Annotated in this window: 15 protein-coding genes; 6 read left to right on the top strand and 9 right to left on the bottom strand. The window is 64.6% G+C overall.

The genetic code is table 11. From position 1 onward, the window contains the following. Positions 1 to 200: 200 nt before the first annotated feature. The 3 genes from GFD25_RS00705 to GFD25_RS00715 all read right to left on the bottom strand — a co-directional run bounded on the left by GFD25_RS00705 (position 201) and on the right by GFD25_RS00715 (position 3,882). Complete coding sequence (locus GFD25_RS00705) at positions 201 to 1,397, bottom strand: glycosyltransferase (RefSeq protein WP_163228940.1); 1,197 nt, start codon at positions 1,395 to 1,397, stop codon at positions 201 to 203. A 125-nt stretch (positions 1,398 to 1,522) separates the two neighbouring features. After that, entirely contained in the window at positions 1,523 to 2,329 is an 807-nt protein-coding gene (gene ucpA, locus GFD25_RS00710; protein WP_163228942.1) for an SDR family oxidoreductase UcpA, read from the bottom strand. A gap of 125 nt (positions 2,330 to 2,454) precedes the next feature. Then, the gene (locus GFD25_RS00715; RefSeq protein ID WP_163228943.1) at positions 2,455 to 3,882 is read right to left on the bottom strand and encodes an APC family permease; all 1,428 of its coding nucleotides are present in this window, start codon (positions 3,880 to 3,882) and stop codon (positions 2,455 to 2,457) included. 157 nt (positions 3,883 to 4,039) lie between these two features. On the opposite strand from GFD25_RS00715, the gene purT reads away from it, so the two are divergent. Then, a complete protein-coding gene (purT, locus tag GFD25_RS00720; protein ID WP_163228945.1) occupies positions 4,040 to 5,338 on the top strand; it encodes a formate-dependent phosphoribosylglycinamide formyltransferase in 1,299 nt (432 codons plus the stop codon). Positions 5,339 to 5,444: 106 nt separating this feature from the next. On the opposite strand, the gene GFD25_RS00725 is transcribed toward purT, so the two are convergent. Beyond that, a complete protein-coding gene (locus GFD25_RS00725; RefSeq protein WP_163229041.1) occupies positions 5,445 to 5,810 on the bottom strand; it encodes a VOC family protein in 366 nt (121 codons plus the stop codon). Between the two features lie 236 nt (positions 5,811 to 6,046). On the opposite strand from GFD25_RS00725, the gene purC reads away from it, so the two are divergent. The 4 genes from purC to GFD25_RS00745 all read left to right on the top strand — a co-directional run bounded on the left by purC (position 6,047) and on the right by GFD25_RS00745 (position 14,715). Next, positions 6,047 to 6,796, top strand: coding sequence for a phosphoribosylaminoimidazolesuccinocarboxamide synthase (purC, locus tag GFD25_RS00730; RefSeq protein WP_163228947.1), 750 nt, complete (start codon positions 6,047 to 6,049; stop codon positions 6,794 to 6,796). An 87-nt stretch (positions 6,797 to 6,883) separates the two neighbouring features. Continuing rightward, a complete protein-coding gene (locus GFD25_RS00735) occupies positions 6,884 to 10,624 on the top strand; it encodes a phosphoribosylformylglycinamidine synthase (protein ID WP_163228949.1) in 3,741 nt (1,246 codons plus the stop codon). A 233-nt stretch (positions 10,625 to 10,857) separates the two neighbouring features. Continuing rightward, complete coding sequence (locus tag GFD25_RS00740) at positions 10,858 to 13,416, top strand: Ig-like domain-containing protein (protein WP_163228951.1); 2,559 nt, start codon at positions 10,858 to 10,860, stop codon at positions 13,414 to 13,416. A gap of 321 nt (positions 13,417 to 13,737) precedes the next feature. Then, positions 13,738 to 14,715, top strand: coding sequence for an aldo/keto reductase family protein (locus GFD25_RS00745; protein WP_163228953.1), 978 nt, complete (start codon positions 13,738 to 13,740; stop codon positions 14,713 to 14,715). A gap of 152 nt (positions 14,716 to 14,867) precedes the next feature. Here the strand turns inward: GFD25_RS00745 and GFD25_RS00750 are convergent, their stop codons facing one another. Further along, complete coding sequence (locus GFD25_RS00750; protein WP_163228955.1) at positions 14,868 to 15,794, bottom strand: metal ABC transporter solute-binding protein, Zn/Mn family; 927 nt, start codon at positions 15,792 to 15,794, stop codon at positions 14,868 to 14,870. A gap of 386 nt (positions 15,795 to 16,180) precedes the next feature. Between GFD25_RS00750 and GFD25_RS00755 the strand changes: the two genes are divergently transcribed. After that, complete coding sequence (locus GFD25_RS00755; RefSeq protein ID WP_163228957.1) at positions 16,181 to 19,384, top strand: exo-alpha-sialidase; 3,204 nt, start codon at positions 16,181 to 16,183, stop codon at positions 19,382 to 19,384. Positions 19,385 to 19,573: 189 nt separating this feature from the next. Here GFD25_RS00755 and GFD25_RS00760 read toward each other — a convergent pair whose 3' ends face one another. The 4 genes from GFD25_RS00760 to GFD25_RS00775 form a co-directional block, all read right to left on the bottom strand. Then, positions 19,574 to 19,963 (bottom strand): Fur family transcriptional regulator, encoded by a 390-nt coding sequence (locus GFD25_RS00760; protein ID WP_163228959.1) that lies wholly within the window; start codon positions 19,961 to 19,963, stop codon positions 19,574 to 19,576. Between the two features lie 138 nt (positions 19,964 to 20,101). Continuing rightward, positions 20,102 to 21,055 (bottom strand): nucleoside hydrolase, encoded by a 954-nt coding sequence (locus tag GFD25_RS00765; protein WP_163228960.1) that lies wholly within the window; start codon positions 21,053 to 21,055, stop codon positions 20,102 to 20,104. Positions 21,056 to 21,186: 131 nt separating this feature from the next. Continuing rightward, entirely contained in the window at positions 21,187 to 22,203 is a 1,017-nt protein-coding gene (locus tag GFD25_RS00770; RefSeq protein ID WP_163228962.1) for a ribokinase, read from the bottom strand. 62 nt (positions 22,204 to 22,265) lie between these two features. Continuing rightward, positions 22,266 to 23,354 carry a substrate-binding domain-containing protein gene (locus GFD25_RS00775; protein WP_163228964.1) on the bottom strand — a complete coding sequence of 363 codons (1,089 nt, stop codon included), beginning with the start codon at positions 23,352 to 23,354 and terminating at the stop codon, positions 22,266 to 22,268. Between the last annotated feature and the right edge of the window lie 131 nt (positions 23,355 to 23,485).

Raw genomic sequence — 23,485 nt, forward strand, 5'->3', positions numbered from 1 at the left:
TGCGTGAAGCACCAATCCGGCCCATGCAGGATGGTTTTCGGCATGTGCACGTCGAGCGATTGCCTCAAAGTTTGAGGAAAGACCTCGTTGATCGGCCAAATCTGCCTCAAGGTTTGCGGAAAAGACGATTCGGGTCGGCCCCGGCTCGGGATGCGGGCCTAACCCGAATCGGAATGAATCGGAATCCTCGCTGCCTGGCGTCAGTCGGCGTCGGCGATCGCCTCGCGTTCCATGTCCACGAACTTCGCGACGGACGCCTCCACCGAATAATGCTCCTTCGTATGCTCGGCGTATCGCGCGCCCCATGCGGCCAGTTCGTCCGGATGGTCGATCCACCAGTCGATGCGCTGGGCGAGCGCGGCGACGTCACGTACCGGGAACAACGATTCGGCGAGCAGCGCGAACTGTCCGGCCGCACTCAGTTCGGACGAGGCGATCACCGGCACCAGTCCGGATGCCATGCCTTCGATCACGCTCAGCGATTCGATGTCCACGATCGACGGATGCACGAACAGATCGCACGAGCGCAGCAGCGCCGGCATGTCGTCGTTCCTGTGGAATCCGATCGACGCGGGACGCGCCAGCAGCATTTTCGCGCGCAGCCGCAGGTAGCGTTGCAGCGGCCCGGTGCCGCAGATCGTCAGTTCGATGTCCTTGGCGTGACGGCACCGCGCGATCGCCTTGATCAGCGTGATATGGTCCTTTTCATGGGTGAGACGCCCGGACGCGACGATGCGGAACGGGACCGGAACCGGCTCTCCGGCGACTCGCTGCGTCTTCGGCGTGAACCGGGCCGTGTAGCCGTTCGAGATCACGTGCAGCTTGGCCTTATACCCATGCGCGCGCAGCTGGCCGGCGATCATCTCCGTGGGCGCGTGGATGTGGCCGATACCGCGGTACAGCCATGTCTTGAACAGCCAGTACAGGAAATTCGAGATGCCCGGCACGTATTTGAGCGGCCCTGCGGAATAGGTGACGTTCTCGGGCTGCAAATGGAATCCGGCGGTGACCGGGATGCCCATGGCGCGCGCGGCCCGCGCGGCGTGGCGGCCGAAACGGAACGGCAGATAGACGTGCACGACGTCCACGCCGCGGAAGGCGGTGCGGAACAGGGTTTCGCTCGGCTCGGCGAACTGCATCTGCTGTTTGGCCGCAACCCACGAGACGATCGGCACGCGGCTCACGCGCGCCGGATATTCGGGGGCGCCGATGCCCACGAGACGCACATGGTGGCCCTGCCGTTCGAGTTCATGCGCATACTGCAGCGCCGAATTGGACGTGCCGTTGCCCTTGTTGCCGATCGTGTCCATGACGAGTGCGATGGTCAGCGGGCGGTCGAGCCTCGGCTGTTCCGTCTCGGCGGCGGTATCGCCTGATCCTGCCTTGTTCTCAAGCATTGCTCCATCCTATCGCCGCCGCCGACCGCCGGCATGGGCCACACGCACGGACGCCGTGCCGGAACATGCGATCGTCCCGGTACGGCGTCCGTGCGCAATCAGGCGGAATGCGCAGGATGGGCCCGTCAGTTCGTGCCGATGCTCATGGTCTCCGGCAGCGTGCTGCCGCCGTCGATCACCATCTGTGCACCGGTGATGTAGCTGGCCTCGTCGCTGCCGAGGAACGCGAACAGCTCGCCGACCTCGGTGGGCTTGGCGAGTCGCTTCATCGGCACGCCGACCGCGATGTCGTTGATCGCCGCCTCCGGATCGTCCGGATTCGACTCGACGGCCATCTTCTCGACCATCGGCGTGCGCGCATAGCCGAGCTGCGAGCAGTTGACGCGGATGTGACGGTCGGCGTATTCGACCGCCAGGCACTTGGTCAGGCCGACGAGCGCGGCCTTGGTCATCGCGTAGGCGGCCTCGCCCGCGTCGGCCACGATGTCGCCGGTCACCGACGAGGCGATCACGATCGCACCGCCGCCGTTGGACAGCATGGAGGGGATAGCGGCCTGACAGGTGTTCCATACGCCCTTGATGTTCACGTCGATGTGGAAATCACGCATCTCGTCGCTCATCTGCTCGAACGGGGCGAGACGGCACACGCCGGCGTTGCAGCAGGCCACGTTGATCGGCCCGAACGCCTCGACGGTCTTCGCGACCGCGGCGTCCATCTGCGCGCGGTCGGCCACGTTGGCGACGGCGGTGACGATCTCGGCTCCCGGATACATGCCGCGGATGCGGTCGGCGGTCGCGTCCACGTCGGCGGACAGGTCGACCATGCAGATCTTCGCTCCGTACTTGACGTAGGTTTCGGCGATGCCTTCGCCGAGTCCGGCGGCCGCTCCGGTGATGATGGCGACCTTGCCTTCGAGTTTGGGCTGAACCATGATGATGCTCCTTTGCATTGGATTGTTTATTTGGACGATTGAATCGTCGGACGATCGACTGGCGCCGGACCGATGCCGGACCGACGACCGGGTCGGCTCGGCCGACGACCGGCCGACGGCGGGTTTCAGAATTCCTGCTCGCCGTCCGGCGTTTCGATGATGACCGGCGACTTCTTCCAGCGCACCAGCACCATCCACAGCCAGATCACCGCGCCGACGCCGAGATAGACGCCGAACGAGATCCACGAGCCGATTCCCTGTCCGAGCGTGCAGAAGAACGCGATGGCGATCATGATGACCATCGCGAGGATGCGCGTCGCGTCGCCGCCGCGGACCACGTTGCCGTTGTTGCGGTACCATTCGGGATGCTTGTGGCGGATGCGCACGGCCGAGATCATCGTCAGCGCGTAGGCGCACGCGCAGCCGAACGACATCAGGTTGAAGAAGTCGTTCATGAAGCTGCCGGCGTTCTGCAGCAGGATGAACGCGAGGCTGATGCCCAGCAGGAAGATGTTCGGCAGGATCGGCTGCTGATGCTTGTTCACCTTGGTGAACGCGCCCGGCAGGAAGTTCTTCGTGCCCATCGAATACAGCATGCGCACGGTCGACATCCAGAATCCGAGGATCGACGCGGTCATGCCGAGCAGGATCGACACCAGGCCGTAGATGACCGGCCAGACCTTCCATCCGAGCAGGTTCTCCATCGCGGTGATGGTCATGAAGCCGTTGGCCGCGTCTCCCGCCAGCAGGTCATGCACCGGCGCGAGCCCGGCCACGCAGAAGAAGAACACGGTGTAGATCGCACCGCAGGTGAGCACCGATCCGCAGATGGCGGTCTTCGTGTTGGTGATCGGGAAGTCGCCCTCCTCGACCATCTGCGGCACCGTCTCGAATCCGAAGTACGGGGTGATGAGCAGCGCCATGCCGATGATCCACGCGGGGATGCCCATCGACGAGTCGAGCGAGGAGAACGAGAACAGGTCGAGCACGTTGGCTATCGACCAGTGTCCGGACGTCAGGATGAGCACGGCGGTGATCAGCGTGGTGCCGATGTTCGCGAACAGGCATCCGGCCTGCATCTTGACGAGGAACTGGATGTCCTGCAGGCTCATGATGAAGACGAGCAGCAGGATCGCCACGCCGATGCCGACGGTCACCTGGAACGTGAGGTTCAGCGAGAACAGCTTGCCGATGTACGTGGCAATGGCCATCACCACGGCCGGCGGCACCGAGATCCACGCGGCCATGATGAGCCATGACGCGAGGAACCCGACGTGCTTGTTGATGCCGACGGTGTTGTAGATCAGCTCGCCGCCGGCCGTCTTGAACAGCGGCGATATCTCGCTGTAGACGAGCGCCGTGGGCAGGATGGCCACCGTCATCAGAGCGAACGCGAGGAACGTTCCCGCGCCGCAATAGCTGAAGAACACGGAATCCCAATAGCTCACATATGTGAACATGCATCCCGTGGCCACCGTGTAGACGAAAATGAGCTTGAGGCTTTTCTGCAGTCCCGAGCCGGGTGATTTCGACTTCTGCGTCGTATCCGCCATATGATCCCTCCCATACTGCGTCAGGGACCGATGGGACCGGAAGACGCCGTCGTCCTCCGTACGGATTCCATCGATAGCCCGACACTGTACGACGCTTGCCGGCGGCGCGCAAGCCGGCGCGGCGTTGCTGGCACCCCTCGATGGCACAATGAAGGACATGAGCGATATGAATGTTTCCCCGGTTTCCGCATCGACCCACTCCCCCGTCGCGCCCGGCCGCATGCTCGGCACGCCGCTGGGCGCCCGGCCGACCCGCGTGCTGTTCCTCGGCGCGGGCGAGTTGGGCAGGGAGGTCACGATCGAGCTGATGCGTCTCGGCGCATGGGTGTGTGCGGCGGATTCGTACGCGGGCGCCCCCGCTCAGCAGGTGGCGCACGAATACCGCGTGCTCGACATGGCGAACGCGGATCAGCTGCGCGCGCTGTTCGACGAGGTCGGGCCGGACATCATCGTGCCGGAGGTCGAGGCGATCGCTACGGGCGAGCTGGCGGCCGCGGCCGCACGCGGCATTCAGGTGGTGCCGAGCGCCGAGATCGCGGCGATCTGCATGGATCGCGAGCGCCTGCGCGTGATCGCGCACGAGGAGCTGGGTTTGCCGACCACCCCGTATCGGTTCGCGGGATCGCTCGATGAGCTGCGTGCGGGGGCGCTCGAGGTGGGCTACCCGTGCGTGGTCAAGCCGATCATGAGCTCGTCCGGTCATGGCCAGTCGGTCGTGCGGTCGGCGGATGCGATCGACGCCGCGTGGACGGAGGCGCAGGAGGGTCGGCGCGCGTCCGGCGAGGGCGATGTGTCGCGCGTGATCGTGGAGGCGCTGGCACCGTTGGATTATGAGCTGACCGTGCTGACGGTATCGTCGTCGGCCGGGATCGTGACCTGCGCGCCGATCGGGCAGCGTCAGGAATCGGGCGATTACCGCGAATCGTGGCAGCCTGCGGCGACGGATGCCGGCGTGCTGGAGACGGCGCAGTCGATCGCGCGCCGTGCGGTCGAGGGGCTGGTGGCGAAGTCCGCGGCGACCGGCGAGCATGGCTGGGGCGTATTCGGTGTGGAACTGTTCGTGCTCACGGACGGTTCGGTGCTGTTCAACGAGGTCTCCCCGCGCCCGCATGACACCGGCATGGTGACGATGATCTCGCAGCGTCTGAGCGAGTTCGCGCTGCATGCGCGGGCGATCCTGGGTCTGCCGGTGACGGCCGGCCATGTGGCGCTGGCGATGCCTGAAGGCGCCGTGGCGGCGAGCCATGCGATCGTCGTGGCGGGCGACGGCGAGGCGGAGTTCTCGAACGTGCCGGGCGCGCTGGCCGAACCGGGCACTGATCTGCGCATCTTCGCCAAGCCCGAGGTGCACGGGCATCGCCGCATGGCGGTCGCCTTGGCGATCGGTTCGTCCGCGGACGACGCCCGCGCCAAGGCCGCCCACGTGGCCGATGCGCTCGACATCACCGTACGTTAACCGACACTGGCTGACACGAGAAAAGCCCGTGGGACGTTCCTCCGGAATGCACGAATCATTCGGAGGAACGCCCCACGGGCTTTTCGCAACGCCAAAGGCGACCCGCTCACGAAATCTTGGCTTCGATGTTGTTGCCGTCGGGGTCGTGGATGAACGCGGCGTAATACGTCGGACCGTAGTTCGGGCGCGGGCCGGGAGCGCCGTTGTCGGTGCCGCCCGCCGCCAGTCCGGCCTCGTAAAACGCCTTGACCTCGTCCTCGTTGTGGGCGCGGAACGCGACGTGCACCGGCTGGACCGGCTGGTCGTCACGCGGCACGATCAGGAAGATGAGGTCTCCGTCCTCGCCGTTGCTGAAGAACGTGCCGATCTCAGGGTCGTCCTTGCGCTCATATCCCACCGGCGCGAGCAGCTTCTCATAGAAATCGGCGCTTCTGGCCGCATCCGACACGAACAGCACAATATGATCAATCATCATGGACCTCTCTTCCACAACACTGTGACATGGCCAGTAGTAGCACGATCAGCGATGCCGTCAACGTCGCCGTCCGCATTGCGTACGCCACCGTGACCGGAATGCCGCGCCCATGCATGGACGACGAGCGGCGCGAACGGCGTCATGCCACTCCGGAAACGCCCCGGTTGTAGCCCTTTATTGGTACCCTTTTACCGTTAGTTCACCCAGAAATTCCGCTGATTTGAAAGGCGATCATGGAGAAACTGGAAAAGCTCTACGAGGGCAAGGCCAAGCAGCTGTACGCAACCGACGACCCGGATATCCTGTGGGTCGAATACAAGAACACCGCGACGGCCGGCGACGGCGAGAAGAAGGAGGACTTCACCGGCAAGGGCCGTCTGAACAACCTCATCACCACCATCATCTTCGACCTGCTCAAGGCCCGCGGCATCGACAGCCACCTCGTCAAGCGCGTGAACGACACCGCCCAGCTGGTGCGCAAGATGGACATGTTCCCGCTGGAGATCGTGCTGCGCAACACCGCCGCCGGCCACTTCTGCTCGCGTCTCGGCGTCGAGGAGGGCCTGCCGCTCAAGGAGCCGGTGCTCGAGTACTTCCTCAAGAACGACGATCTGCACGACCCGTTCGTGAACGACGACGATCTCGTGGCGCTCGGCGTGTGCACGCGCGAGGACCTCGCCGAGATCGCCCCGCTGGCCCGCAAGATCAACGAGGCCCTGATCGACATCTTCGCGAAGATCGACGTCAAGCTCGTCGACTTCAAGATCGAAATGGGCCGCGCCTCCGACGGCACGCTGCTGCTGGCCGACGAAATCACGCCGGATTCCTGCCGCCTGTGGGACCAGCGCGATCACTCCGGCAAGGTCGAGCACCTCGACAAGGATCTGTTCCGCCGCGGTCTCGGCTCGATCATCCCGGCCTACGAGGAGATCGAGGGCCGTCTGGCCGAGCTGGCCAAGTCCGAAGGCATCGAAGTCGCCTGACATCCGTTTCCTGGCTCCCCCTGCCATCAGAGGGAGCCGTTTTCGTTGTATTTGACGATCCCAAGAGTTTTGCAAGAAAGGATTTCCATGGTTTTTCGCGTGTACGTGGAAAAGAAGCCCGGCTTTGACGTCGAGGCGCAGCAGCTCGCCGGCGAACTGCGCACGATCCTCGGCATGACCGGACTCGAGTCCGTGCGCATCGTGAACCGTTACGACGTGGAGGGCATCAGCGCCGAGCTGTTCGCCCAGGCCACGCCGACCGTGTTCAGTGAGCCGCAGGTCGATGTCGTCTCCAACGACCTGCCCGACTTCGGCGACGCGAAGGTGTTCGCCACCGAGTTCCTGCCCGGACAGTTCGACCAGCGCGCCGATTCGGCGAGCGAATGCATCCAGCTGATCTCGCAGGGCGAACGTCCGACCGTCCGTTCCGCCAAACTGTACGCCCTGTCCGGCGAGCTGACCGACGCGGACGTGGATGCGATCAAGCATTACGTGATCAACCCGGTCGAGGCCCGCGAGGCGAGCCTTGCCGTCAAGGAGACCCTGAAGACCGCCGTGCCGACGCCGGGCAAGGTCGAGGTCATCGCCGGTTTCAACGAGATGGACGCGGCCGCCGGCCAGAAGTTCATCGATGAGCGAGGCCTCGCGATGGATCTGGCGGATCTCGAGTTCTGCCAGAAGTACTTCTCTGCCGAGAAGCGCGAGCCGACGATCACCGAGATCAAGGTCATCGACACGTACTGGTCGGATCACTGCCGTCACACGACGTTCGGCACCGAACTCGACGATGTGGTCATCGACGACGCGACCGTCAAGGCCGCGTTCGAGCGTTACCTTGAGCTGCGCCGCGAGCTGGGCCGCGACGAAAAGCCCGTCTGCCTGATGGACATGGGCACGATCGGCGCGAAATGGCTCAAGAAGAACGGCATCTTGACGGGCCTCGACGAGTCCGAGGAGATCAACGCCTGCACGGTCAAGGTCAAGGTGGACGTGAACGGCCACGACGAGGACTGGCTGTTCCTGTTCAAGAACGAGACGCACAACCATCCGACCGAGATCGAGCCGTTCGGCGGCGCGGCCACCTGCATCGGCGGCTGCATCCGCGATCCCCTGTCCGGCCGCTCCTACGTGTACCAGGCGATGCGCGTCACCGGCGCCGCCGATCCGACCGTGCCGGTCGCCGACACGCTGGAAGGCAAGCTGCCGCAGCGCAAGCTCGTGACCACCGCTGCCGCCGGCTACAGCTCGTACGGCAACCAGATCGGCCTCGCCACCGGTCAGGTCGACGAGATCTACCATCCGGGCTACGTGGCCAAGCGCATGGAGGTGGGCGCGGTCGTGGCCGCCACCCCGGCCGATCATGTGCGCCGCGAGACCCCGGCCCCGGGCGACAAGATCATCCTGCTCGGCGGCCGCACCGGCCGTGACGGCATCGGCGGCGCGACGGGCGCATCCAAGGCGCACAACGTGGAGTCTTTGGAACTGGACGGCGCCGAAGTGCAGAAGGGCAACGCGCCGGTCGAGCGCAAGCTGCAGCGCCTGTTCCGCCGCGGCGACGCGTGCCGTCTGATCAAGCGCTGCAACGACTTCGGCGCGGGCGGCGTGTCCGTGGCGGTCGGCGAGCTCGCGGACGGCCTGTACGTCGATCTCAACACCGTGCCGAAGAAGTACGAGGGCCTTGACGGCACCGAACTGGCGATCTCCGAATCGCAGGAGCGCATGGCCGTGGACGTGGCCGCCGAGGATGTGGACGAGTTCCTCGGCTATGCCCGCGAGGAGAACCTCGAGGCGACGGTCATCGCGACCGTGACCGAGGATCCGCGCATGGTGATGACGTGGAACGGCGACGAGATCGTGAACCTCTCGCGCGAGTTCCTCGCCTCCAACGGCGCGTCCAAGCATCAGGTCGTGCACGTCGAAGAGCAGCAGGCGTATCAGACGCCGGCCTCTTGGCGTGAGGGCTCGCTCGCGGATCGTCTGCGCGCGGTCGTGACCGATCTGAACGTGGCTTCCAACAAGGGCCTGTCCGAGCGCTTCGATTCGACGATCGGCGCCGGCACCGTGCTCATGCCGTTCGGCGGCCGCCGCCAGCTCACCCCGAACGAGGCGATGGTCGCCAAGTTCCCGGTGTTCGGCGAGACGACCACAGCGTCCGCGATGGCGTGGGGCTTCAACCCGTACATCATGTCCGCGAACCAGTTCACCGGCGCCTATCTGTCGGTGGTCGAGTCGCTCGCCAAGCTCGTGGCCGCCGGCTTCGAGCATGAAAAGGCGTATCTGAGCTTCCAGGAGTACTTCGAGAAGCTGCGCGACGAGCCGGAACGCTGGGGCAAGCCGACCGCCGCCGTGCTCGGCGCGCTGATGGCGCAGATCGATCTCGGCGCCGGCGCGATCGGAGGCAAGGATTCGATGTCCGGCACGTTCGAACATCTCGACGTGCCGCCGACCCTGATCTCCTTCGCCGTGGCCGTGGGCAGCATGAAGCGCGCCACGTCGCCGGAGTTCAAGGGCGCCGACCACCGCGTCGTGCGCATCGCGCCGCGTTATCTGGCTGACGGCATCACGCCGGACAAGGACGCGCTGCTTGAGGCGTTCTCGATCGTCGAGAACCTGACCGACTTCCACGACGCGCTGGCCGTGTCCACGCCGGGTTACGGCGCGACGGCCGAGGCGCTGTTCAAGATGACGCTCGGCAACCGCATCGGCGTCGCTCTCAACGACGGCATCGCCGTGGACGATCTGTTCACGCCGGCGTACGGCTCGTTCATCGTCGAGCTGGCGGACGACGCGAAGCTGCCGGCCGCGTCGAACCTCGTCGAGATCGGCGAGATCGGCACGACGACCGCCGCGTACGAGCTGCGCGCCGCGGGCGAGACGCTTGATCTGGACGCGGTCCAGGAGGAGTGGGAGTCCGGCATCGAATCCGTGTTCCCGTACCGTTCCAAGGGCGCCGACAAGGGCAAGACGACCGAGACGGTCACGTTCGAGACGCCGAAGAAGACCGTGTACGTGGGCGCTCCGGTCGCGAAGCCCCATGTCGTGATCCCGGTGTTCCCGGGCAACAACTGCGAGTATGATTCGGCCGCCGCGTTCGAACGAGCGGGCGCGGACGTGTCGACGCTGATCGTGAACAACCTCACGCCGGCCGCCGTCGCCGAGTCGACGCAGGCTCTGGTCGAGGAGATCAACAAGAGCCAGATCGTGATGATCCCCGGCGGTTTCTCGGGCGGCGACGAGCCGGACGGTTCCGCGAAGTTCATCACCGCGTTCTTCCGCGCTCCGGCCGTCACCGAGGCCGTGCGCGACCTGCTCAAGAACCGCGACGGCCTGATGCTTGGCATCTGCAACGGCTTCCAGGCGCTCATCAAGCTGGGTCTGGTGCCGTACGGCGATATCGTGCCGATGACCGAGGAATGCCCGACCCTGACGTTTAATACCATCGGTCGCCATCAGAGCCGCCTCGTGCGCATGCGCGTCGCGTCGAACCTGTCCCCGTGGCTGGCGAAGACCTCCGTCGGCGACATCCACACGGTCGCGATCTCCCACGGCGAAGGCCGTTTCGTCGCGTCCGAGCCGGTGCTTGACCTGCTCAAGACCAACGGCCAGATCGCCACGCAGTACGTGGACGAGTCCGGCGTGCCCGGCATGGACCTCGACGTGAACCCGAACGGCTCGCTGCTCGCGATCGAGGGCATCACCAGCCCGGACGGTCGCGTGTTCGGCAAGATGGGTCACTCGGAGCGTTCCGGCAACGGCCTGTACGTGAACGTCCCCGGCAACAAGTACCAGCCGCTGTTCGAGGCCGGCGTCGAATACTTCGCCGCCTGACCGGCACATAGCGGCGGAACGTATCGCAGATTGAGTCCCGTGATCCCTGTTCGTCAGGGCACGGGACTTTTCGCATACTCGTGCATGCTCTGCGGACGGACGCGACGTAACCGTCGCGGAAAATTCGCCTGCCATACGCGTCACGTACGATGCCGTATCACCGGGCGTTGCCATGACGCTTCTATGCTGATGGCTGTCGCGTATCATGCGACGGCACAGAGCGAAGGAACGACATGAACATCAGCATTCGAAACCTCGCGGCGACTGCGGTCGCCACGCTGGGTTCACTGGCCATGATCGCGTCCGTCGGCATCGCCTCCCCGCAGACGGCGATCGCGGACGAACCGCAGCAACCGCAGATCACCGCGCCCGGCTCGGCCGAGAACGGTTCCCGGTTCACCATGGCGGTGATCCCGGACACGCAGTTCTACAGCCGCTACTCGGACAGCAACTTCGTCCCCGAATACGGCAAGAACCCGTTCGACGTGCAGACCCAGTGGATCGCCGACCACAAGAACGATTTCGACATCAGGTTCACCACGCAGCTGGGCGACATCGTCGACCAGTACTGGAAGGACAACGAGTGGCAGGCCGCCGACAAGGCCATGAAGACGCTGGACGACACCAACACGCCGTACTCGATCCTGCCCGGCAACCACGATGTGACCAACGCCGACGTGAACGACAACCAGCTGGACTACAAGAACGAGCCGTTCGTGAAGTGGTTCGGCCCCAACCGTGCGCAGCACGTCTCCACCTACCAGGGTTCCGATTCCACCGGCATGAGCCAGTACCATATCTTCGAGGCCGAGGGACAGCAGTTCCTGGTGTTCGCGTTCGCATGGCGCATTTCCGACGACACCATCGCCTGGGCCCAGAAGGTGCTGGACGCCCACCCCACCCTGCCGGCGATCGTCACCACGCATGATCTGCTCAATATCGCCGCCGACCAGGTCACCCCGGTCGACCCGATCCTGCAGCAGGGCGAACTGTGGAACAAGTTCATCTCCCAGAACGACCAGATCTTCCTCACCATCAACGGACACTTCCACGGCTCCACCGAGAAGGTCCGCAAGAACGCCCACGGCAAGGACGTCATTCAGGTGCTCATCGACTACCAGATGTCCTACGAGGGCGGCGACGGCTACATGGGCCTGAGCGAGTTCGATCTGACCCACAACCAGTTCAACTTCACCACCATCTCCCCATGGGTGGTCAGCAAGGCGAAGGACGGCAAGAAGCTCACCAGCTATGACAAGCCGGTCCTCACCGACACCAACCGCCAGTACAGCATCGACATCAACTACACCGAACGTTTCAAGAGCTTCAACCCGAACTTCAAGGCGGGCACCGGCAGCACCGGTTCCCTGCTGGCCAAGGCACAGGCGTCGATCCTCGACGGATTCCCCGGCACCCCGGCGGACGATGAGTCCATCGCCGAGCCCGGTTCCACCGACGACTACACGCGTGTGCCCGGCACACTGGCGTTCTGGCGCGCAAACGACCTGCAGTCCGGCAAGGCCGTGACCGGCGACATGACCGTCAAGGACGCGAGCGGCAACGGCAACGACCTGCACCGTCTGACCAACGACGAAACCAAGTCGGCCACCGCGCAGGACGGGGACGTGACCGTCAGCGACGACCATGACCAGTATTCGTCCGCCGGAAAGTCGCTGACCTTCGTCGGCGACAACTCGACCGGCCGGTACAGCGCGCTGAGCACCGCCGCGGACGCGGCGGTCAACAACGCCGACCTGTCCAAGGGCTACACCATCGAGGCATTCGTCAGGGTGAGCGACGACTGGTCCGCGGCGAAGAACCAGTGGACGAAGATCCTCACCCGCACCGGCAACCGCTCCCGCATCCCGAACGCCCCGTACGACAAGTGGGACGGCACCGCCGCGGCCGCATGGCTCGGCATCTCGAACCTGAGGGAGATCCAATGGTCCGACCTGCCGGCGGACGCGTCCAAGGGTACCTGGGATACCTGGTCCAGCGAGGTCCCGCTCGGCCGCTGGATGCACATCGCAGTCGTGGACGATCCGGCCACCGGCATGAACACCATGTACATCAACGGCGTACCGATGATCCGCACCTCCCAGAACCGCGGCGGCATGAGCTTCGAAAAGGACAAGGCATGGCTGCTCGGTGCGGGCATGACCAACGACACAGTCGATAACGGCTGGAACGGCGGCATCGGCGAGGTCCGCATCATCGACCACCCCACCACGTCGAAGGACTGGCTGCTCGCCCGACCGGACATCTCCTCCGACGGAACGCTCTCCGTCACGGACCAGCCGGCGTCCAGCCTGCCCGAGGGCAGCTCGGTGACGTCGCTGTCCGGCAAGGGCGTTCCCGGCGCGGATATCACTGTCAGCGGTTCCTCCGAAGGCGATGCGAAGGTAGCCGAGGACGGCACCTGGACGGTCACGTTGAAGACCCCGGCGACCGCCGCACAGAACGATCTGACCGTAACCCAGCACATGGGCACCCGTCAGGGCGCCTCAAAGCAGGTGACGTTCGCCATCGCGCAGCCTGCCAGCAAGCCGGGTGACGACAACAACAAGCCCGGCAAGCCCGGTGAAGGCGACAACCCGAACCAGCCGACCCAGCCCGGCAAGACCGGCAACGGCGGCAAGACGGCGAACGCCACGCCGAACGCCGCGAAGCCGTCCAAGGCATTGGGCAGCACCGGCTCCGCCATCGCGACCGTACTGACGGTCGCCGTGATCGTGCTTGCCGCGGGCGTGACGGCGCTCATCATCAAGCGCCGTGCCGCGCACAGGCACTGAGCCCGACAAACGGCGCCACTTGCCTCCCGGCCAGCTGACGCCCCAACCATGAGACCTTTCTGGGAAACTCTCGCCCAACCACCCTTTCGGGAGAGTTTTCCAGGAAGGTCTTTTTGCATGGCCCCTTGGCGTGAGTTTCCCAGGAAAGGTCATCAGGAAATCCGGGGAAGGCCTCGCGAGCGAGGCCGGAAGCCCGCATCCGGCGTGTCGCACGGTTGCGTTCAAGTGGACTTGAAGCCCTATGGTATGTGGTGACACGATTCAACAACGCCGCGTACCGTCACGGCGGAACCGATACCCATCACACACCAAGGAGCATCAATGAAGTACCGCAACGTGGGCAAGGCCGGCATCAAGGTGAGCGAGATCGCGCTCGGCAGCTGGATGACCCGGCTTGAGGACACCGCCGCCGTGGACAACGCGATGGCCATCGCCGACGCCGCATTCGACGCCGGCGTCAATTTCTACGACTGCGCGGACGCCTACTCGGGCGGCGACGCCGAGCGCTTCCTCGGCCGGTTCATCGCCAAGCACGACCGCGAGGACCTCGTCATCTCCAGCAAGGTCTTCTTCGGCACCGGCAAAAGCGTCAACGGCCGCGGCCTGAGCCGCAAGCACATCTTCAACAACTGCGAGCGCAGCCTGAAGAACCTCGGCACCGACTACATCGACCTGTACTACTGCCACCGCTTCGACACCACCACGCCGCTCGAAGAGACGCTGCAGGCGCTGAGCGACCTCGTCGACCAGGGCAAGATCCTGTACTACGGCGTGTCCGAGGAGTGGAGCGCCGCGCGTCTCGAACGCGCCAAGCGCATCATCTCCGAGCGCGGACTGCACCCGCTGACGGTCGTCCAGCCGCAGTACAACATGGTCGACCGTTACATCGAGCACGAGATCATCGAGACGTGCGAACGCTACGGCATCGGCATCACGCCGTTCTCCCCGCTCGCGCAGGGCCTGCTGACCGGCAAGTACCGCAAGGGCCAGCCGCTGCCGGCCGGTTCGCGCGCAACGTGGCAGTCGGATCACCAGATCAACGACCTGCTCACCGACGAGAACCTCGACAAGGTCGAGCAGCTGAGCAGGATCGCCGACGAACTGGGCCTGAGGATGCCGGTGCTGGCGCTCGCGTGGATCCTGCGCCTGCCGGTCATCAGCTCCGTGATCGTGGGCGCGAGCAAGCCGAGCCAGCTCGAATCGAACATCGCGGCCTCCGGTGTGGAGCTGCCCGCCGACGCCCTCAAGCAGATCGACGCGATTCTCGGCTTCAAGCGCTTCGAGCGTCACGTCGGCTGATCCGCCGAACATACGAAACGTCGGCAGTGTCCCGTCGAATCCTCCGGCGGGACACTGCCGATACGCATATCATCGCCAATATGGCGATATGACGGTTGCCTCTCGCCGGGAGACGATCGGCGAGAGGCAACCACGGCAGCTGACGGGGTCCGTCAGATCGCGGCGAAGCGGTCGACGAGCGCGCCCATCCAGTCGAGCAGGTCGTCGTATTCGGACGACATCTGCTCGGTCAGTTCGACGATCGGCACGTCGGCGGCCTTCGCGGCGGATGTGATCTGATCGGTGATGGAGCTGGCTTCCTGCGTGTTGAACACAAGCATCTTGATGTCGCCGCCCTTGAGCGCGTCCTGGAAGCCCTTGATGTCGGCGGGGGTTGGTTCGCTTTCGTTGGCGGACGCCTGCGCATAGCCGGTCGGCGTCGCGTCGGTCATGCCGAGATCGTCGGCGAGGTACCAAGCGACGGATTCGGTCGCGGCGTACGGCAGGCCCTTGGTTTTGGCGGAAGCGTCCTTGATCTTCGATTCGAGCGCATCCTCCTTGGCATGCCAGTCCTTGTTGAGTTGCGCGTAATCGTCCTTGTGGGTCGGGTCGGCCTTCTGGTAGGCGGCGGTGATCGCGTCGGCCGTCGCGTTGCGCGCCTTGGCGGAGAACCAGACGTGCGGGTTGTCGCCTTCCTTGATGCCGGCGGTGTCGGCCGCGTCGACGAGCGTCGCCTTGGTGGACGCAGCGGCCTTGGACGCCCACGGATCGTAGTCGGCGCCGTTCACGATCGCGACGGCGGCCTTGTGGAACTTGGCGACGTCTTGGCTGGTCGGCTCGTAGTCGTGCGCTTCGACGTTGGTTTTGGTCATGATGTTGGTGACGTCGACGTGGTCGCCTCCGAGTTCGGCCGCGACGGATCCCCACTGGTTGATGGACGCGACGACTTCGATCGTGCCACTACCGCTGCCGTCACCGGACGATGCCGTTCCGCCGTTGGCGGCAGAGGCCGAACCGCAGGCGGCGAGCGAGATGACGGTGATGCCGGCCACGGCGGCTGCCGCGATGCGGGTGATGATCGATGAACGCTTGATGGACATGATGTCTGGTTTTCCTCTCGTTATGATGACATTCGATAAGGAATGCACGGTCGCCGGCTTTCGGTTCCCGGCGCCCGCGGTCTTCCTTACCACCGGACCAATACCATACATCATAACGAGACCCATTCTCATTATCGATAGCTTCGGCGTTTCATATCAGGCGCGAACCGTCGCCCCATAGAGCCAGAGGGGATCTTATTTCGTTCATGTTGTGTACTATAATCAGAGTCTATCGGTGAAAAAACTTGATTTTCCGCCGATAATTCAAGAGCAACATACTAAACAAGAAACGTTCGACGGCAAAGGGGCCGTCCCGCGTCAGCGAAGATGCGAAAGCAGGGAAGGCAAGCGGCCGGGCCGGGCGTGCAATGGAGAAAAGGAACTTTATGGCTCATTCACGTGCAGCGCATGCGGCACGGACGAACCCGATCAAACGCCTATGGGCGCTGATTGTGGCCACCGCGATGCTCATCATCCTGCCAGCTGGCGCTATGACCGCCGCTGCCGCCGACCCGATTCCCGACGAAAACTCGACATCCGGCACCTACATGAAGCTCACGCTCACCCGCACCGACAACCTGGGTGAGTCCGTCTCCGTGGGTGCGACGCTCACCTACGACATCTCCTATGAGAACATCGGCGACAAGGTATTCACCGTGTATCCGACCGAGTCGAACCTCAGCGGAGTGCTGGACGCCAGCACCGCAGGCCATCCGGTGTGCCGCTGGCGCAATCTCGGAATCGGCACAACGCAGAGCTGTTCCGGTAAGGCCACCCATGTCGTCACCGAAGCGGACAAGACGGCCGGCGGCTTCACGCCGACCTTCACCGCGGTCGCCACGACGAACGCCGACGCCAAACCCACCGCTGCCGACACGTTGCAGACCGTGACCGTCACAAGCTCGAAGGTCACCGTCACCACGCCCGATCCGAACGCCAAGTACCTGACCGTGACCGCCACTCGTGTGGATGGCCTCGGCGAGAACCTGACCGTCGGCCAGAAGATTCGCTACAAGTTCGAGTACACGAACACGTCCGATCGTCAGATCGCCGTGTATCCGAAGGACTCCAACCTGACGAACACCGACGTGACCGCTACCGCCAACTGCCGCATCGGTACACTTGCCGCCAAGGGCACCAGCCAATGCGACAACACGAACCTCGCCTACCACACCATAAGCGCGGAAGACGTGATCAAGGGCACGTTTACCCCGACCACCCTGTTCCAGGCCACCACTGACCGCGAAGGCGGTACGGTGCTGCAAGACAACATCGTCGTCACCTCCACGCCGGTCACCATCAAGGCCGCCGACAAGGATGAAGCCTCCATCGCCAAGGCGTACAAGGATGGCGAATCCCGCTACCTTGCCAAGGCGAGGCAGCTCGGCGCCAACGAAAGCTACCGCATTCCCGCAATCGCGGAAACCAATATCGGCCGCATGCTCACCGCATGGGATCTGCGCCCGGTAGGTGGCGACGCCCCGAACCCGAACAGCATCGTGATGCGTTATTCCGACGATCAAGGCAAGTCGTGGAGCGCTCTGAAGATGGTCGCCGAAGGCCGCAACACCACCAGCAGGCATGGATACTCCGATCCGTCGTTCATGGTGGACCGCGAGACCGGCACGATCTTCCTGTTCTTCGTCAAGTCGTACAACGCCGGTTTCGCCAACTCGCAGGTCGGTGTTGACCCGACGAACCGCAACGTGCTGCAAGCGGCCGTCACCAAGTCCACCGACAATGGCGAAACCTGGTCCGAACCGCAGATCATCACCGATCAGGTGACCGCCGGCCATGAAACCACATGGAAGTCGCGTTTCGCCACCTCCGGTGCCGGCATCCAGCTCAAGTACGGCGCTCACAAGGGTCGACTGATCCAGCAGTTCGCCGTCAAGCCCGCCACCGGCAGCATCAACTATGCGGTGTCGATCTACTCCGACGACCACGGCGACTCGTGGAAGGTCGGCGGCGTGATCGACTCCACCAACATGGACGAGAACAAGGTCGTGGAGCTTTCCAACGGCGATGTGATGGTCAACGCCCGTCCGGGCACTGCCGGCTACCGCAAGATCGCCATCTCCCATGACGGCGGCCAGACCTACGGTGCCGTGACGGAAGACAAGCAGCTGCCCGATCCGAACAACAATGCGCATATTCTGCGCGCCTACCCGAACGCTCCCGAAAACTCCGCCAAGGCGAAGATCCTGCTGTTCTCGGGTCCGCAGGCCAACAACGTCGGGCGTAAGAACGGCGTTGTGCGCATCTCGTTCGACGACGGCAAGACCTGGTCCAGCGGCAAGCTGTACAAGTCCGAAAGCATGGCGTATTCAGTGACGACCGTGCTGCAGGATGGCAGCTACGCCATGCTCTACGAAGGCGATTGGGTCAACGGCAGCGGCGTGGATAGCCACGAGATGATGTACCTGCCGTTCAGCATGGCATGGCTCGGCTACCTTGACGTGACCGCCACCGCCGACGCCGCATCCGTGACCGAAGGCGGCAAGACCGTTACCGTGCCCGTCACGGTGAAGAACAACAGCTCCGACGACTACACCATGCTCAAGGCGGCCATCGCCGATCTGCCGACCGGCTGGACCGCCGACGATGCGACCGTCGAAGGCGGACTGGAAGCCGGCAAGACCGCCACCGTCGACGTGACCGTGCATGTGCCGGATTCCGCTCAGTCAGGTCAGAAGGTCACCGGCACGATCAAGTTCACCGGCACCTATGCGAACGGCGTCAACGTGAGCGCCACCGGCACCACGCCAATGGACAACGACACGCTCAGCAGCTTCGACGACTCCACGGTCGATATCAACGTGACCGAGAAGGAGCCGGAACCGGTTGCGCCAACGATCGAGAAGATCACGGCGGATGCAAAGGACCAGTACAAGGTCGGCGAAAAGTTCACCGACCTCAAGGTCTTCGCGACCATGTCCGACAAGAACATCAAGGAGCTTGCGAGCGACGAGTACACGGTCAAGGCCGTGGATGCCGAAGGCAACGAGGTCAGCCTGACCGAACCGTTCGCGAAAGCCGGCACCTTCGAGGTGACCGTCACCTCCACGGCTGACCCGAAGGCGACCGCCACGTTCGAGATCGTCGTCGCTGACCTGACCCCAACCCCGACTCCGACGATCGACTCGATCGGCGCGAGCGCGAAGAGTAAGTACACGGTTGGCGAGACGTTCGGAGAGCTCACGGTGACCGCGTTCATGTCGGATGACACCGAACAGCCGGTCGAGCTCAAGGATGTGACCGTGACCGCTTCGTATCTTGACGCCGGAGGTGAGGTTGATCTGTCCAAGCCGTTCGAGCGGGCCGGCGAGGTGCAGGTCGTCGTCAGGTTGAAGGCGGATCCTTCCAAGGAGGATACGTTCAAGGTGACGGTCAAGGCGAAGGATACGACGCCGGTTGATCCTCATCCCGAGCCGGAGCCTGAGCCAGAGCAGCCGTCCACGCCGACGACGCCGGTTAAGAAGCCGGCATTGTCGAACACCGGTTCGTCAATCGCCACGATGGTCATTGCCGTGATAGCAATGACCGCTGCAGCCGGGATGATGACGGTCATCCGCCGTCGTCGCGCCTAACACGCCCTCAACCTGCGGCGGTAGCCTTGGCCCCCTCCGTGAGAGGACCAAGGCTACCGCCAGCCTCACTGCCGTTGGTCCCTTCGATCGAGGTCGGCTTCACCGTCCGAAGGAGGTCGCACGCGGCGACGTAAGTCGCCGCCATGACGACACGGCATCGCGCGGACATGCCAGCAATGTCAACAACGATCAGTCCTTCTGGCAATCGGGACACAAACCGAACACCTCGAGCGTATGGGATTCGACGGTGAACCCATGCCCTTCGGCGACCTTGCGCACCCACGCCTCGCTCGGCGGATCAATCTCCACGGTCTTGCCGCACCGGCGGCACACCAGATGATGGTGGTGCCCGTCGTCACCGCACAGCCGGAACAGCTGCTGGCCGTCCAACCGTATCGTGTCGGCAGCGCCGGAGTCGGCGAGCGCATTGAGCTGCCGGTACACGGTCGCCAGCCCGATCTTCACGCCTTCGTCGTCGAGTTTGCGATGCAGTTCCTGCGCGGAGACGAAATCATCGCATGTGCGCAGCTGCCGCAGCACGGCGTCCTTTTGCCGGGTGTGCCGTTCCGGTCCCGTCATCGTCCACTTCCTTGGCCTCGGCCGGCGGACGCGGCGCGTCCCGTCGACAGTATTATCATTAATCGTCAGCTAATGATAATAGCGCGATCGTGCCGGTCATGTAGCCGCCGCGCCGCGACCTCCGCGAATCCCCCGCGGTCACTTTCCCGCGGCCACGGACGTGACGCGGGCCATGAAGTCGTCGAGGAAGCGCGACACGTTGACCGCTACCGCAACGCTGGTCGTCTTGAACGGGTCGTTGAGCCGGTCGTAGTCGCCGATGGTGCGGCCGCGGGTCGGCCCGTCGAGCTCGACCTTGAGGTTGATCGGCAGCGTGGCCACGATCGTCGGGTCGAGCGCGACCGCCACGGCCAGCGGGTCGTGCAGCCCGCAGCCGCCGAGGCCCGGCGCGGTCTTCTCGTAGGCGCGGATGTAGTAGTCGGTCATGTCGGCGAGGAACGCGCCGGCCGGCGTGCCGAGATCGCGCCACTGCGCGGTCTGCTTGCGGGTGAGCAGCGTCTGCATGGTCACGTCGAGGCCGATCATCTCGGAGCGCACGCCCGAACGGAACAGATAGTCGGCGGCCTCGGGATCCTGCGAGATGTTGGCTTCGGTCCAGGCGTTCACGTTGCCGGGCACGGTGAGCGCGCCGCCCATGAGCACGATGCCGCCCAGCAGGTTGCGGATCTCGGGCGCCTTGCGCAGCGCGGTGGCGATGTTGGTCAGCGCGCCGGTCGGCACGTAGGTGAGCTCCTTGCCGTACGTCTTGGCCGCGTCGACGATGAAGTCGACCGCCGACTCGGTTTCCGGCTCACGGTTCGAATCGGGGATCTCGACCTCGCCGATGCCGTTGGCGCCGTGGATGAACGCCGATCCCTCGCTCACCGAGAACGTGTCGCGTGCGAGCGGATGGTCGACGCCGCGGTACACCCGCACTTCGGGATGTCCGAACAGGTCGGTGACGGCGAGCGAGTTGCGCACGCCCTGGTCGACGGTCACGTTGCCGTACGTGCCGGTGATGCCGATGAGTTCGGCTTCGCCGCTGCCCAATGCGTAGGCGATCGCCAGCGTGTCGTCGATGCCGGTGTCAAGATCGAGGATGATTTTCTTCATGGATGGCCTCCCTTGCCATGGTCGTCATATCCGACATATGTACATATCCGACATATGTATCTATGCATTCACAGTAGTGCCGGCATCGATCCGACGGAAGACGAACTGCCGGCCCGGCAACAGGAATTCAGCTACCGTTCATCGCCGCCGAAGCGTTCGCGAATGCGTGCCGCCGTACCGTAGGATGCTTGGGCGCCGTGTCCGGTCGCCGCGTATGCGGAGACGTATGACGCGAGCCGGGCCGCCTCGTGCAGTTCGAAGCCGGAGGCGAGTCCGGCGAGCACGGTGCCCATGAACGAGTCGCCGCAGCCGGTCGTGTCGACGGCGTCGACGCGTACCGGGGCGATGCGCGTGACGCGGGGGTCGCCGGCCGTTGCGGAAGACCTGCCCGCGGCAGTGGCGTCGAGCACCACCGATCCGTCGCCGCCGAGCGTGACGATCGCCTTCTCGAAGCCGAACGCGCGCAGACGTTCCAGGGCGGCCGTCCAGTCGAACCCGTTCCAGTCGCCGTCGGCGGGCTCGTCGATGCCGAGCAGCTGCGCCATCTCGTGCTCGTTGACGAGCAGGATGTCGGCCGCGGCGATCAGTTCGGGAGGCAGGACCGGCGTGAACGGCGAATCGTTGAGCAGCACCGTGACGCCGGACTCGCGGCACAGCCGGGCCGCGGCGGTGACGGTGTCGATCGGGCTTTCGAGGCACAGGCCGAGCACGTCGGCTTCGGTCAGCGCGTCGCGCGCCGACGTGACGTACTCGACGTCCACGCTTGCGTTCGATCCGGGCGAGTAGACGATCGTGTTCTCCCCGTTCGCGTCCACGGTGATGACGGTCGTGCCGCTCGCGCCCGTGACGTGGCGCACGCCGCTGACGTCGACGCCGGCGTCCGTCAGCTTGCCGAGCAGGAAATCGGCGTTCGCATCCGAACCGACCGCGCCGAACATGCGCACGTCGGCGCCGAGCAGGGCGGCCGCCGCGGCCTGGTTGCCGGACTTGCCGCCCGGCAGGATGCGCAGCGGGGAGCCGTTGACCGTCTCCCCCGGCCCGGGCAGCCGTTCGGTCGTCACCGTGTAATCGGCGTTCATCGAGCCGACCACGGATACCGTGCCATGGATGCGGTCCAGCAATCCGAGGGTTTCGGATGCATCGCTCATGATCAGTCCTTTCGACAATTCGTTCGACAATGCGGCAAACTCAGGAAACAGTCCGTGAAACATTATGCGGAGACGTTCGGCGCAGCCCCCACCGAAGCGCGTTCCAGAAACACCGTGGAGACGTAATGGATATCGCCGATGCGATCGTCGTCGGTTCGGCCATCGCGAGCCGTTCCGCCCACGGCGCCAGAAGCCGGTTCCGTCCGCTCGCCGCCGTCACTCGATTTCACCCGTCGCAGCAGCATGTCGACGCCGATGCGCCCCATCCGGTCCGCCTGCTGCGAGATCACCGCGATCTGCGGCACCATCAGCCGGAATTCGTCGATGTCGTCGAACGACACCACCGACAGGTCGGCACCGATGCGGATGCCGCGCGCGGCCAGCAGTCCGAGCATCGTGACCGTATCCGGAGAATACGCGCAGACGATGGCCGTCACCTCGGCTTCGAGCAGCTCGTCGACCACCCGTCGTCGCGACGCGTAGGTCCCGGCGCAATCGACGACCACGCCTCCGCCGGCCGGCAACAGTCGCGCCGCCGTCTCACGGAACGCGGTCTCGCGTTCGTTGATGCTGAACGAGCCCAGTGAGGAATGCGCCACGAAGCCGATACGGCGATGTCCCAGACGGGTCAGCGTCTCCACCGCCGCCTCGATGCCGGGCCTCGGATCGGACACGACGAACGGCACGTCGTCGATGCCGGGCACCCGTCGGTCGACGAACACGAGTGGCATGCCGCAGGCCACCAGCGACTTCATGCCCGGCGAATCGACGCCTTGGGGCACGACGATCGCGCCGTCGATGCGCTGGCCCAGCAGATTGGCGATGAACGCGTCCTGACGTTCCGCGCTCTCCGCCGACGTGCCGATCAGCGTGGACACGCCATGGCGGTACAGGTCGTCCTCCATGGACGCGACCAGGTCGGCGAAGTAGGGGTTACGCAGGTCGGGCACCAGCAGCCCGACCGTCGTCATGTCATTCGAACGCATCGACTGGGCGCGCTGATCGGGCACATAGCCCATCCGTTCCACCGTGTCCATCACAAGCCGCCGCGTCTCGGGAGAGAACCGTCCCTTGCCGTGCAGGATCTGCGACACCGCCGTGATCGAAACGCCGGCGCCACGCGCCACATCGCGGATCGTCACATATGCCACGGATACTCCTTCACCTCATGCGGGACCGCCCGGCCGCACCGTCCAGATTACGACAGGACGCGGCGACCGGGCAACCGGCCGACGGACGGAAACCGCCGGCGACCGGACCGGCCGCGCAACCGGCTTGCCCC

Source organism: Bifidobacterium aerophilum (genome assembly GCF_010667685.1).
GTDB lineage: Bacteria > Actinomycetota > Actinomycetes > Actinomycetales > Bifidobacteriaceae > Bifidobacterium > Bifidobacterium aerophilum.